The organism is Massilia litorea (assembly GCF_015101885.1).
Classification (GTDB): domain Bacteria; phylum Pseudomonadota; class Gammaproteobacteria; order Burkholderiales; family Burkholderiaceae_D; genus Telluria; species Telluria litorea.
The window spans coordinates 1,603,988-1,617,464 of sequence record NZ_CP062941.1; the positions used below are offsets into that span (position 1 = coordinate 1,603,988).

Annotated in this window: 9 protein-coding genes and 1 pseudogene; 5 read left to right on the plus strand and 5 right to left on the minus strand. The window is 66.5% G+C overall.

All coding sequences use genetic code 11. The features are described from left to right. Positions 1–45: 45 nt before the first annotated feature. Both LPB04_RS07160 and LPB04_RS07165 read right to left on the minus strand, forming a co-directional pair. On the minus strand, positions 46–1,131 hold the full coding sequence (locus LPB04_RS07160) for a hypothetical protein (protein ID WP_193688034.1): 1,086 nt from the start codon (positions 1,129–1,131) through the stop codon (positions 46–48). Between the two features lie 72 nt (positions 1,132–1,203). Continuing rightward, positions 1,204–3,537, minus strand: coding sequence for a hypothetical protein (locus tag LPB04_RS07165; RefSeq protein WP_193688035.1), 2,334 nt, complete (start codon positions 3,535–3,537; stop codon positions 1,204–1,206). Positions 3,538–3,728: 191 nt separating this feature from the next. Here LPB04_RS07165 and LPB04_RS24430 point away from each other — a divergent pair. Then, a pseudogene (locus tag LPB04_RS24430) lies at positions 3,729–3,809 on the plus strand (methylenetetrahydrofolate reductase [NAD(P)H]); the annotation flags it as partial. 63 nt (positions 3,810–3,872) lie between these two features. Here the strand turns inward: LPB04_RS24430 and LPB04_RS07170 are convergent. The 3 genes from LPB04_RS07170 to LPB04_RS07180 all read right to left on the minus strand — a co-directional run bounded on the left by LPB04_RS07170 (position 3,873) and on the right by LPB04_RS07180 (position 8,077). Continuing rightward, entirely contained in the window at positions 3,873–4,955 is a 1,083-nt protein-coding gene (locus tag LPB04_RS07170; RefSeq protein ID WP_193688036.1) for a hypothetical protein, read from the minus strand. 78 nt (positions 4,956–5,033) lie between these two features. Beyond that, positions 5,034–7,316, minus strand: coding sequence for a hypothetical protein (locus LPB04_RS07175; RefSeq protein WP_193688037.1), 2,283 nt, complete (start codon positions 7,314–7,316; stop codon positions 5,034–5,036). Positions 7,317–7,546: 230 nt separating this feature from the next. Further along, positions 7,547–8,077: a 5-formyltetrahydrofolate cyclo-ligase gene (locus LPB04_RS07180; protein WP_227496647.1), complete on the minus strand. Its 531-nt coding sequence runs from the start codon at positions 8,075–8,077 to the stop codon at positions 7,547–7,549. A 278-nt stretch (positions 8,078–8,355) separates the two neighbouring features. Between LPB04_RS07180 and LPB04_RS07185 the strand changes: the two genes are divergently transcribed. The 4 genes from LPB04_RS07185 (at position 8,356) to LPB04_RS07200 (ending at position 13,422) form a co-directional block, all read left to right on the plus strand. Beyond that, positions 8,356–10,362 carry a lytic transglycosylase domain-containing protein gene (locus LPB04_RS07185; RefSeq protein ID WP_407943896.1) on the plus strand — a complete coding sequence of 669 codons (2,007 nt, stop codon included), beginning with the start codon at positions 8,356–8,358 and terminating at the stop codon, positions 10,360–10,362. Positions 10,363–10,430: 68 nt separating this feature from the next. Further along, the gene (locus LPB04_RS07190) at positions 10,431–11,393 is read left to right on the plus strand and encodes a complex I NDUFA9 subunit family protein (RefSeq protein ID WP_193688039.1); all 963 of its coding nucleotides are present in this window, start codon (positions 10,431–10,433) and stop codon (positions 11,391–11,393) included. A 137-nt stretch (positions 11,394–11,530) separates the two neighbouring features. Next, on the plus strand, positions 11,531–12,250 hold the full coding sequence (locus LPB04_RS07195; protein WP_193688040.1) for a glutathione S-transferase family protein: 720 nt from the start codon (positions 11,531–11,533) through the stop codon (positions 12,248–12,250). Positions 12,251–12,252: 2 nt separating this feature from the next. Next, complete coding sequence (locus LPB04_RS07200) at positions 12,253–13,422, plus strand: multifunctional CCA addition/repair protein (protein WP_193688882.1); 1,170 nt, start codon at positions 12,253–12,255, stop codon at positions 13,420–13,422. The last annotated feature ends 55 nt before the right edge of the window (positions 13,423–13,477 follow it).

The window sequence follows — 13,477 nt, forward strand, 5'->3', positions numbered from 1 at the left end:
TAACGGGTCCACTCCGATCACCCAAAGGTGATCGGAGCCGGCACCTTAAAAGTCCACGTGGTAATGCAACTGGAGCGAGCGCGTCTTCGCCTCGTCCAGCTTGAGTGCGTCGGACTGCAGCATCAAACTGAAATTGCCGGCTTCGAGGCCGATGCCGACACTGTCGAAACGTGTTTCCACGTTTGCGTGCAGTGTCAGCCAACCGACCCGGCGCGACAGCGAGAAGGTTGGTATTGTTTCGCCTGCGTAGCGTGCGACCTGCACGCCCGCACCCCAGTCCCCATTTCGATAGTCGAGCGCGGCCGCGGTGTAGCGCGGAATTCTGAAGTCGCGCTCCACCTGGCGTTTGCGGCCGCTGAGCATGGGCTCGAAGTTGACGTAACCATTCTCGGCGTAGGACGTGACGTCGGAGCTGAGCGTCTCGGTATGGAGCGGCAGGTTTTTCCAGCGCAGGCGGCTGGCGAGGTCGTCGGCCCGCAGGCGCAGCGTCCAGGCATCCGACAGCGGCAGCGTGGCCGCCAGCGACAGGCCGGCGCCCGAGGCGCTCGGCGCGTCTCCCATGAACGGGTATGTCATGCGGCTGTTGGCGTCGGTGTGGCTGACGGCGAAACCGTAGGTTTCAGCGCGCGGATAGGTCAGCACGCCGTCGACGCTGCGCTCGCGCAGCCGCTGCCTGCCGTACACCGCGCCGCTGATCTCGATGGTACTGGAGCGCCCGCCGATGCGCGGCCCGTCGAACGTGTACCCGGCCCGCAAGCCCAAGGCCTGCCAGGAAAAATACTGTCCCTGCAGCGCCAAGCTGGCGGGCGGCGCCGGCTTGCGCTTCTGCTGATACAGATAAAGCGCGTCGAGGCTCTCGCGGTTCGTCGTGAGCAAGGCCTCCTGACGTAGCTCGAGGCCGAGGCGCCAGCCGTTTCTTTCGACGCCGGCGGCGGCCCGGCTGCGCATCAGGGCCGTATTGCGTCCGGCACGCGGCGCATACGTGGTCCACTGGCCGTCGAGCTGGCTGATCGGCACCGCATCGCTGGCTTGCCAGGCGGAGAGATCGGAATAAACGGTCCAGCCGTCCGGAGCCGGCGCCGCCGTCGTTTGGGCGCAGGCTGCGCCGCAGGCGAGCGCGCCCGTTAACAAAATTGATCGCATAGCAGGTGTGATAAAAGCCTGGCGCAGTGCGCCAGGCTCGAGGAACGAAGTTCGTTCGGATTATTTCAATGACTCAATGCTGCCATCGCTGTAGGTGATGATGCCCTTGTGCAGATCCAGCTCGGCCGTGACGGCGCCGTCCTTGGTCACCTGTACCGGCGTCGCGGTGCTGGTGAACGAGAATGCGACACCGTCCGCACTCGATACCTTCACCAGCGGATTGCGTTCGCCAACCTTGGCAGTCACGCTCGCATTAATCACCGACGTGTCGTCACGGTACTGGGCGCTGATGTTGGCGCTTTTCATGCCGGTGCGGGTGGCGCCGAGCGCCAGGCTCAACAGAGGACGGTTCGGTACCGACAGCGAGCCGCCGATTTCCACGGTGTCGGCGACGAAGTTCGTATCCGACTCGGCAGCGGTGGCGTCGAAATTCTCGTAGCCGTTGCGGGCGATGGCGACCTTGCCACTGAAGACAGTCGCGTCCTTGTGCTTGAGCGAACCTTCGAACCCCAGCCTGGTTGGCATGTGGGCCGTCTGGCTCTTGTCCTGCTTGTCGTCCGATACGCGCAGGGTGCCGTTGACCGTGGTGCTGCCCATGCTGCCGTGCAGCGTCACCTGAAGCTCGGTGGCGGCATTCGCCCCGACCTCGCTGCCCGCCACCGCCATGCGCAGGAACGATGTGCTGGCGATCTCGACTTGGCCGGAAGCTTGTCCTGCGGTGGCCGCGGTGCCTCCGGCGGTGGCGGTAAAGACGCCGCCAAACTGGTACAGGGCGATGCCGTTTGCTTCCTCGGTGCGCGCGGCTTTGAGCGACCAGTCTTCGTAATCGCTCTGGAACACGCCATCGCTGTTGAGCCGGCCCGGCATGCGACCCTTGACCGCAAGCTGCGTGATCGTGTTTCCGCTGCGGGTCAAGGTCATCTCGCCCGAGAACGCCTCGCCAAGTGGCTGGGCTGGCGGCATGCTGGTCACGGAGCCACGATAATCGTGCGTGACGGCGCGCTTGGCAAACGAGGCCGTATAGGTAAAGTCGCCCGGACTGCCTTCCTTCGGCTGGAATGTCAACGTGCGTGTCGCGTTGACGTTCGTGTAGCTGACATTGTCGTAGGTCGATTCGGGCAGATAGCCAATCTGGACAACGGTGCAGCTCATGCTGAGCGGGCTCTTCACGATCACACAGTTGCCGTTGCCTTCGTTTACAGCGAAGTAGTTAGGCTGAGCAGGCTGCGATTCCGTTTCGTGGAGCTGATGGTTCCAAACCTGGAAGGTCTCCGCGGTGCTGGTACCGGCGCGATAGCGGTCGAACTGTGTCAGCGCATTCACTGCGAGCGATGTGAAGCGGCCGACGTCGTTGGCGAGCGGGGCAACGTTACCGATCAGGTCGGCCTTGATGCCATCGATGGTCACGCGGAATGCGTCGCCCTGGTCGAGTGCGCGCAGGTTGGTGCGCAGGCTGGCGAACAGTGCCTTGGTTGCCGCAAGTGGCGGCAGCGCCGGTACTGCCGGGGTTGGCGTCGTTCCCGAAGGACTGAGCACAGGAATGCCGACGACCGTGTCCTTGCCGGTACGGTTGATCTTCTTGTCCTGGGCCACGGCCTGGACCGCGTCGCGGAACTGCGCCAGGCGGTTCTGCTCGAGCGATGGCTGGCCATCGGTGAGCTTGACCGAGGAGGCCAGCTTGGTGACCACGCAGGCAATGCGCTCGCCAGGTGTGCTTTGGCCGCAGTCGGCGCTGGCGGTGCTGCCCATCTTCGAGATCGCGGCCAGGGCCAGGCTCTGGTTCTTTTCGTCCTCGCTCGCCGTGGCGGCGGCGGCGCTGTTCGAATTGACCGGTTTGACGGTCTCGGGATCGAAGCCGAGCAAGGTACGCACGCTGCTCTTGGCCTGGGCGACAGCCTGCTGCGGCAGCTTGCCATCGGACGTTTCCGCCGTACGGGCCACCATTTCGGTCAGCGGCGAGACCGTGCCTTCATAGGTACCGGCGGCATTGCTGGCCAGCGTCACGACGCTGCGCAGCTTCATGCCTTCGGGCAGGGCGATATCGGTGCCGGTCGCTTCGTCGGCCATCACGGCGCCAGGGGCCGCGCTCACCTCGACCACGAAGTTCTGCACCGAAGCAGCAATCTGCAGCTTGTAGGTGCCGTCGGTGCCGGTGGTAGCGGTGGCCAGCGCGGCAGCGCCGCGTGTGCCTTGCGCGTCGAGCGCGTAGACGCTGATCCTGGCGCCCTTGATCAGGCCCTTGGCCGCGGTTCCCTGCACCGTACGTTCCGGGCTTGGGGTGGCGACCGGAGCGCCCGAGGCGGGCGCGCCAGCGCCGCCACCGCCGCAGCCGGCCAATGCCAGCGCAAGTGCGATGACGCCAGTTTTTACTACCGTTCCAGTCATACTATGCATGATTTTCCTGTCAGTTTTTTTCCAAGACGCGCGTTGTTGCGCCGACGAATCCGGCGCAATTGTTGCGGCGAGGCAATTGTAGAGTCATCGCTCTAAATGTTGCAACAAGGAAAATATTATTGTGACAAAGGTATGGTGAAAAAATGACAGAGGGGAATCGGTAAAATTTCACGCGGCAATATCAAGGCAGGGCGAGTGGCGCGCTCGCCCTGCACTTCTACAGCATGAACCAGGCAGTGGCGACCACCGCCATCTGGCAGCGCCTCGTGTAACACCGGGGTGTGGGCTGTACCGGTTCCGGTCGCCCTCGGGGCCACCGGAGCCGGCCTCTTTTCTTAAAAGACCAAGTGGTAATGCAGCTGCAGCGAGCGCGCCTTCGTCTCGTCCAGCCTGCGCGCATCCGACTGCAGCATCAAACGGAAGTGTCCGGCCTCGACGCCGATGCCGGCGCTGTCGAAACGGGTTTCCAGATTGCCGTGCAGGGTCAGCCAGCCGACGCGCCGCGAGAACGACAGCGTCGGGATCGTCTCGCCGGCGTAGCGCGCGACGTGCACGCCCGCGCCCCAGTCCTGGTCACGGTAATCCAACGCCACCGCGGTATAGCGCGGGATCCGGAAGTCGTGCGCGACCTGGCGTTTCCGGCCACTGAGCAGGGGCTGGTAATTGACGTGGCCGTTCGCGTCATACGAGCTGACGTTCGAGTTGAGCGTCTCGGTATTCACCGGCAGATTTTTCCAGCGCAGCCGGCTGGCGACGTCGTCGGCCTGCACCCGCAGCGTCCAGGCGGCGGCCAGCGGCAGCGTGGCCGCCAGCGACAGTCCCGCGCCGGACGCGCTCGGGTCCTGGCCCATGAATGGGTAGGTCATGCGGCTGTCGGTATCGGCGTGGCTGACCGAAAAACCGTAGGTGTCCGCCTGCGGCCAGCTCAATGTCCCGCGCACGCTGCGCTCGCGCAGCCGCTGTTTGCCGTAGACGGCGGCGCTGATGTCGATCGACGCCGTACGGCCGCCAATGCGCGGACCCTCGAAGCGGTGGCCGATGCGCAGTCCTTGCGCCCGCCAGGAAAAATAGCGAGCCTGCAGCGCGATGCTGGCAGGCGGCGTCGGCTTGCCTCTTTGCTGATAGAGATACAACGCGTCCAGGCTCGCGCGGTCGGTCTTCAAATACGCATCCTGGCGCAGTTCCAGCCCCAGGCACCAGCCGCCTTTTTCGACGCCGGCGGCGGCCCGGTTGCGCATGAGGGCGGTATTGCGGCCGGCGCGCGGCGAATAATCGGTCCAGGCGCCGTCGATCTGGTCGATCGGCACCGCATCGCTGGCCTGCCAGACGGAGATATCGGAGTACACGGTCCAGCCGTCCGCAGCCGGCGTGGCCTCCGTTTGGGCGCAGGCTGCGCCGCAGGCGAGGGCGCCACTCAACAGGATTGTTCGCATGGTGGAGAAGAGTAAAAAAAGCCTGGCGCGTCGCGCCAGGCTTGTGGGGACGATGCGTCCGGATTACTTCACTGACTCAGTGCTGCCGTCGCTATACGTAATCAAACCTTTCGCCAGGTCCAGCTGGGCGGTGACGGCGCCGTCCTTGGTGACCTGCACCGGAACCGCGGTGCCGGTGAACGAGAAGGCGACGCCGTCAGCGCTCGACACCTTCACCAGCGGATAACGCTCACCCGTCCTGGCGGTCACGCTCGCATTGATGACCGAGCTGCCGTCGCGGTACTGCGCGCTGATGTCGGTCGTGTTCGGTGCGCTGCGGGTGGCGCCGACCGTCAGGCTCAGCGTTGGACGCGCCGGTACCGAGAGCGCGCCGCCGATCTCGATGGTGTCCGTGACGAAGTTGGTTGCCGACACGGCAGCGGCAGGGTCGAAGTCCGCGTAGCCGTTGCGGGCGAGGGCGACGCCGCCGCTGAAGACCGTGGCGTCGCCGTGATCGAGCCAGCCTTCGAACCATACCCGGGTCGGGATCCGGGTCAGTGCGCGCTTGTCGCTTTCGTATTGGGCCAGATGCAGGGTGCCGCCGACCGTGGTGGCGCCGATCGTGCCGCGCATGCCGAGTTGCAGCTCGTCGACGGCGGCGCGCCCGGCGCCGCCCGCGGGCAGGCGAACGCGCAGGAAGGAGCTGTTGTCGATCTCGACCGTGCGGACCAGTCCACCCGGAACGGCTGCGCTCACTGTCCCGCCGAAGCTGTACTGGGTGATGCCGTCGATATCCTCGTTGCGGGCGACATCGAGCGACCAGTCTTCGCCTTCGCCCTGGAAAATGCCTTGCTGCAGCCGGCCGGGCATGCGGCCCAGGATGGCAAACCCGGTGGCGGTCCGGCCGCTGCGCGCAAAGCGTATGTCGCCCGAGAAGCTGCCGCCCAATGGGGTACGGGCAGGAATGCCCTGGGCCTGCGTGCCGTCGTAGGGCACCACGTTCTTCTCGTAGATGACGGTATAGGTGAACTCGCCCGTACTGTCCGGTTTGGGCTGCAGCGTGATGGCGCGCGTTGCGTACACCATGTCGTTGTTCCCTACCCAGGTGCCGGGCAGGAAAGCTTCCTGGACGACGGTGCAGCTGATGGAGAGCGGGCTCGCCGTCATCAGGCAGTCGCCGTCGCCCTCCGCGAAACTGATCGAAGGGCGTTGCGGCCAGGTGTCCATGATGCGGTTGCGGGCGACAGTAAAATCTTCCGGCGCCATCTCGCCGCTGCGGGCGCGGTCGAGGCGGTCGAGGGCGTCCAGGGTGAGCGCTGCAACGCCGCCGAGGTCGTTGCCGAAGGGCGCCATGGTGCCGCTCAGGTCAGCCTTGATGGCGTCCGCCGTCGAGCGGAACACATCGCCGTCGGCCAGGGCGTGCAGGTTGTTGCGCAGGCTGCCGAACAGCGCCTTGGTTGCGTCGAGTGGGGTGGTCCCGGTTGGCGGCGGTGGCGGCGGGGGCGTGACCGGGTCCGGAGCTGGCGGCGGCGTCACCGGGCCCGGAGGCGCTATCAGCACGGGAACGCCCACCACCTTGTCCTTGCCGGTGCGGTTGATGTTCTTGTCCTCGGCGACTGCCTGGACGGCATCGCGCAACTGCGCAAGGCGGGCCGGATCGAGGGCGGGCTGGCCATCCTTGACGATCACCGACGACGCCAGCCAGCTCACCACGCAGGCGATACGCTCGGCAGCGCTGCTCTGCGCGCAACCGGCGCTGGCGCTACTGCCCAGTTTCGAAATCGCGGCCAGCATCAGGCTCTGGTTCTTCTCCTCCTCGCTGGCGGCGGCGGCGGCGGCGCTGTTCGAATTGACCGGCTTGACCGTCTCGGGGTCGAAGCCGAGCAAGGTGCGCACGCGGGTTTTGGCTTGGGCGATGGCCTGCGGCGGCAGCTTGCCGTCGGCGGTCTCTGCCGTGCGCGCAACCATTTCGCTGAGGGGCGACACGCTGCCCTGATAAGGGCCGGCGGCATTGCCGGCCAGCGTCACCACGCTGCGCAACTTCATGCTGGTGGGGAGGGCGAGATCGGTGCCGCTCGCTTCGTCGGCCATCACGGCGCCTGGCGCCGCCACCACTTCGATCAGGAAATTCAGCACCGCTGCAGGAATCTGCAGTGTATAGGTGCCGTCCGGGCCCGTCGTCGCACTCGCCAGTGCCGCACCGCCGCGCGCGCCCTGCGCGTCGATGGCATACACGTTGACCCTGGCGCCCTTGATCAGGCCTTTGGCTGCGGTTCCCTGCACGGTGCGTTGGGCAACCGGCGCGTCGGGCACAGGCGCGCTGTAGCCGCCGCCTCCGCCGCCGCATCCGGCCAATGCCAACGCCAATACGAATACGCCCCTTTTGATTGCTGTTCCGGCAAATGTTTGCATGGTGATCCCTGTTGGTTTCCACTTCCGCGTAACGCGGCCCTGATACCCGCACTTATCTGTTGCAAAGATGCAAGTGTAGGGCGGGGACGGGCGGGATCGCCTTGGGGAAAATCAACAGGGAAGGGCAGGCTATGGTGGAAAAACGACAGGCCATGCCGATCGGGCAGCGATGGCGAAGGCGCGCTTCAAACCAGTTCCGTGTGCTCCGTAATCACCGTGTCGAGCGGGACATCGTGCTCATCCGCGGCGAATTGCGCCTGCTGGCACGCGTATGCGATGCCCAGCGTGAACGGGTGCGGCGGCGCGGCCAGCGTGCGGTCATAAAAGCCGCCGCCATAGCCGAGCCGGTAACCCTGTTCGTTGAAACCGAGGCAGGGCACGAGCAGCGCCGGCGGCCGCGCCACGGTGCGCAAGCCGGCCGGCACGGCGATGCCCATGGTGTCGACCTCCATCGCCTCGCCCGGCGTCCAGGCGGCAAACGCGAGCGCGGCGTGGCGTTTGAGCACGACCGGCAGGGCCAGCGCCGCGCCTTCTTGCGCCAGCCGGGCATAGGTCTCGCTCAGATCCGGCTCTCCGCTCAGGGGCCAGTAGACGGCCAGCAGGGGCGGGCGCGTGCGGCGCCACCAGGCCAGCACCTGGTCCCCGATGCGGCGGTCGCGCTCACGCTTGCCGGCGCCGTCGAGGCTGGCGCGCTCGGCCTTCAGATGGCGGCGCAAGGCAGTCTTGGCCGCCTTGGCGTCCCCGCCCGCGTCGTCGGCTGCGGGTGCGGCAACCGCTGTTTGTTGTTTTGGCGCATCTTTTTGCGCGGCCGCGCAGGTCGCTTCGCGGGCAGGGTCGCAGGCCTGTTCCCCACTCGCGGCAGGGGCGCCGACAGCAGGCCGCTCCCCCCCATCGGGCCCCGTTACGGCAGGCTTGTGTGCTGGTCGCGCAATGGATGCGCATGGTATTCTTGATTTGCCGGTCATGGTTCGATGAAGGGTTGTCATTCGTGTTTTTGCTTCCGAAGAATTTCTTAGCCGGCGCCGTCCTTGCCGCAGCCAGTGCCTCCGTCCTGGCCGAGGCGCCCCCGGCGACTGTGCCCACGGTGCCGCCGGTACCGGGCGCCACCAGCGTTCCTGCGGCGCCGGGCGCTGCGCCCGTCAACGAGGTTTCGCGCGCCGAGGACGACACTTTCCTGTTGCTGCGCGAAGCGGCGCGCCAGAACGACAGCGCGCGCGCCAATGCGCTCGCGTCGCGCCTGCCCAACTACGTACTGGCTTCCTACGTCGACTATTATCGTCTCAAACCGCGCCTGCGCGAGGCGAGCGCGGACGAAATCCGCGCCGTCCTGCTGCGCCACCAGGGCACGGCGGTCGCCGACCGCCTGCGCACCGACTGGCTGCTCGAACTCGGGCGTGCGCGCGACTGGAACAATTTTGACCGGGAATTGGCGCAAGCGGCGCGCAGCGACGACGTACAGGTACGCTGCTACGCCTTGCTGGCGCGCGCCGCGCACGGCGAACGGGTGGTCGACGAAGCGCGCACCTTGCTGGTCAATCCGCCGGCCTATGGCGAAGGCTGCGCGGCCCTGATGGCGCAACTGGCGCAGACCGGCCAGTTGAGCCAGGACGAACTGCTGGCGCAACTGCGCCTGGCGGGAGAGATGACGGCCACCGGCCCCTCGCGCCGCATCGCGCAGCTGGTGGGCGCGTCCGACACGCGCGCCGCGCAAGCGGTCGACGTGCCGGCGGTGGCCATGGCGCGCGGCATCGGCACCACCCGCGCCGAGCACGAAATCTACCTGGTCGCCCTGGGCCGCATGGCGAGAACGAGCCTGAAACTGGCCACCGTCGCCCTCGACAAGAACAGCAGCAAGCTGAGTAGCGAGGAGCGTGCGATCGGCTGGGCGAACGTGGCGCTGGCCGCCTCGCTCGTGCTGGCGCCGGAAGCCTACGAGTACTGGCAGCGTGCCGAAGGCGCGCCCCTGACCAATTTTCAGCGCGAATGGAAAGCCCGCATCGCCCTGCGCCGCGGCGACTGGAAGCAGGTCGCCGCCACCATCGACGCCATGCCTTCTCCCTTGCGCGACGAGTCCGGCTGGGTCTACTGGCTGGGCCGCGCCTACGCCCAGCAGGGCCGGCGCGAGGATGCCGACGCCCTGTACCGCCGCATCGCCACCCAGAACAATTTTTATGGCCAGCTGGCGATGGAGGAGCTGGGAGAACTGGTGACGATTCCGCCGAGCGCGGCGCCGGTCACGCCCTTCGAGGTCAACCAGGTGGCGCAGTTGCCGGCCGTGCGCCAGGCGATGAAATTCTATGAACTGCGCCTGCGTCCGGAAGGCAACCGCGAATGGAACTGGGCGACGCGTTCGATGAACGAGCGCCAGCTGCTCGCCGCGGCCGAGTATGCGCGCCGCAACGACCTGCTCGACCGCATGGTCGAGACTTCGCTGCGCACCAGGACCGAACTCGACTACAACCAGCGCTTCCCGGCGCCGCACAACGAGATCCTGCAGCCGACCGCGAAAAACCTGTCGCTCGACACCGCCTGGGTCTACGGCCTGATCCGCCAGGAATCGCGTTTCATCAGCGACGCCCGCTCGGGTGTCGGCGCCTCCGGCCTGATGCAGGTGATGCCGGCCACCGGCAAATGGGTGGCGGCCAAGATCGGATTGACCGATTTCGTGCACGGCATGCTCAGCGACCTGCGCACGAATATCACGCTCGGCGCCAACTACATGAACATGGTGCTCGAAAATAACGGCGGCTCCCAGGTGCTGGCGACGGCCGCCTATAACGCCGGGCCGGCCCGTTCGCGCACCTGGCGCGGACTGCTCGACGCCCCGATGGAAGGGGCGGTGTTCGTCGAGTCGATTCCCTTCTCCGAAACCCGGACCTATGTACGCAATGTAATGTCGAACGCTACCAATTACGCGGCCCTGTTCGAGAAACGCCCGCAGTCGCTCAAGGCGCGACTGGGCACGATCACGCCACGAAGCGGGGGCGCGGGACTGCCGTGATGAAGCTTGTATAAATCTGCCGCGCGCGGGTTTATCATGATGCCTACACTTCACTTCTCGAGGACCCCATGCGCGACCCGAATGTGGTGGTATTTGGCGGTTCCGGTTTCATCGGCAGTCACCTGCTGGCGCTGCTGGCGCAGGAAAGCATCCCGGCCCTGGTGCCGACGCGCCACTTCGAACGTGCGCGCCACCTGACGACCCTGCCGGGCGTCGACGTGGTCGAAGCGAACATCCACGATGACGCCACCCTGCGTCGCTTGCTCGAGGGAAAGACGGCTGTCATCAACCTGGTCGGCATCCTGCACGCCAGCCGCGCGCACCCCTACGGTCCCGAATTCCGGCGTGCCCACGTCGACCTGCCGCGGCGCATCGTCGAGGCTTGCGCGGTGATGAACGTGCCGCGCTACCTGCACATGAGTGCGCTCGGCGCGAACATCGACGGCCCCTCGATGTACAGCCGCTCGAAAGCCGACGGCGAACTGGCCGCGCGCAGTCGCCCGGAGGTAGCGGCGACCATTTTCCGGCCTTCGGTCGTGTTCGGCCCCGGCGACCATTTTTTGACCATGTTCGCCAAACTCCAGCGGCATGTGCCGGTGGTGCCGCTGGCCTGCGCCTCGGCCGCTTTCCAGCCGGTGTACGTGGGCGACGTCGCCACCGCCTGGCTGCACGCATTGCGCGACCCGCACGCCAGCCACCAGGTCTACCAGCTGGGCGGACCGAACATCTATACGCTGGCCGAACTGGTGCGGCTGAGCGGACGCTATGCCGGCTGCGAACGTCCCATCATCGAGCTGCCCCCGATGCTGGCGCGGATGCAGGCCGGCTTCTTCGAGCTGCTGCCGGGCGAGCCGATCCTCACGCGCGACAACCTCGATTCGATGAGCGTCGACAACGTGGTCGATCCGGCCATCGGGGACTTGACAGCGGCCTCGCTCGGAATCAAGCTGACCCCGCTCGAAGTGGTCGCGCCGCACTACCTGGCGCCGGGCGAACCGCTCGATCGCCTGCGCACCCGCGCCGGACGCTAGAGCGCCTGACAAAAGCGCCATGGCTGCGTTGCACCGTCTCGCCGTACAATCGTACTGTCTTCGACGGTGCGCCTTGCCCTGAAGCTTTTGTCAGGCGCTCTTCGTTGAACCCTCACCGCCTTTTTACCAGGAACGCCATGCAGACCACGGAACTCGACCCGACCCTCTCGAATACGCTCGACAATGCGCGCAAGCCCGGCCTGACGCTCGTCATCGGCAACAAGAACATTTCGTCCTGGTCGATGCGGCCCTGGGTGGCGGCAGTCGCGTTCAACATTCCGTTCACCGAAGTGCGCCTGCTGTTGGACCAGCCCGACACCGCGGCAAAGATCGCCGCGTATTCCCACGCCGGCCGCGTGCCCGTGCTGCTGGCCGGCGAGATGACGATCTGGGACAGCCTCGCCATCTGCGAATACCTGGCCGAGCAGTTCCCGGACAAGCACCTGTGGCCGCAGGACGTGGCCGCGCGTGCGCTGGCGCGTTCGATCGTCTGCGAGATGCACTCGGGTTTTAGCTCCCTGCGCAACGACATGTCGATGAATATCCAGGCGCATCTGCCCGGCCGCGGACGCACGCCGGGCGCCCAGGCCGACATCGGCCGCATCTGCGAGATCTGGGAAGAGTGTTTATCCCGCTTCGGCCACCGCGGCTTCCTGTTCGGCGAATTCTCGATCGCCGACGCCTTCTATGCGCCGGTCGTGATGCGCTTCAAAACCTATGGCGTGGCACTGGCGCCGGCGCTGCAGGGATACTGTGAGCGCATGTTGAAGCATCCGGCCGTGGCGCGCTGGGTGGCTGAGGCAATGGCGGAAACCGACGCGACGCCGCTGCACGACGCCGACCTGCCGCGCGCATGACGATGCAGACCTATGTGGTCGGCGGCGCCGTGCGCGACGCGCTGCTTGGCTTGCCCGTGCAGGACCATGACCACGTCGTCGTCGGCGCTACCCCGGACGACATGCTGGCGGCCGGCTTTCGTCCGGTCGGCAAGGATTTTCCTGTATTTTTACACCCGGACACCCAGGAAGAGTACGCACTCGCCCGTACCGAGAGAAAAACCGCGCCCGGCTACCACGGCTTCGTGTTCCACACTTCGCCCGAGGTCACCCTGGAGGACGACCTGGTCCGGCGCGATCTCACCATCAACGCCATGGCGCGCGCCGAGGACGGCAGCATCGTCGACCCCTACGGCGGCCGGCGCGACCTGGACGCGCGCATCTTCCGCCACGTCTCCCCGGCCTTTGCCGAAGACCCGGTGCGCATCCTGCGCCTGGCGCGTTTCGCGGCGCGCTTTCCGGAGTTTACGGTAGCCGAAGAAACCTTGTCCCTGATGCGAAAAATGGTGGAAGAGGGCGAGGTCGATGCCCTCGTGCCCGAGCGCGTCTGGCAGGAGCTGGCGCGCGGCCTGATGGAAAACCACCCCTCGCGCATGCTGGCGGTGCTGCGCGACTGCGGCGCGCTGGCGCGCATCATGCCGGAACTCGACGCCGTATGGGGTGTGGAAGCGGACACCGGTGTCCGCATGATGCGGGTGATCGATGACGCGGCCAGGCAGGGCTACGCGCTGGCGGTGCGCTTCGCGGCCCTCATGCACGATCTCGGCACGGACGGCACCTTGATCCACGCCGTCTGCAAGCGCTTGAAAGTGCCGAACGATTGCCGCGATCTCGCATTGATGACGGCGCGCGAGCACGACCATGTCGTACGCGCCTTCGAACTTGGCGCCGACACCATCGTGGCCCTGTTCGAGCGCTGCGATGGCTTTCGCAAGCCGGAGCGCTTCGCCGACATGCTGCTGGCAAGCGAGTGCGTTGCGGGCGGCCAGGGCGACGCCGCCTGGCCACAGCGGCCGTTCCTGGAAGCGGCGCTGGCGGCGGCACGCGCCGTGAACGCGGGTGAAGTGGCGGCGCGCTGCGGCCCCGACAAGGCGCAGATTCCCGCAGCCGTGCACCGTGCGCGCGTTGCCGCGGTGGCGCAGTGGATCGGCGGCGCCGCAGGCGTGGGGGCGCAAGCTCCCCATGCACCATGACTGGACGCCGCTACCCCATCCTCATATAGTCGGGTTTCCCCACCCGCCGGCCCAG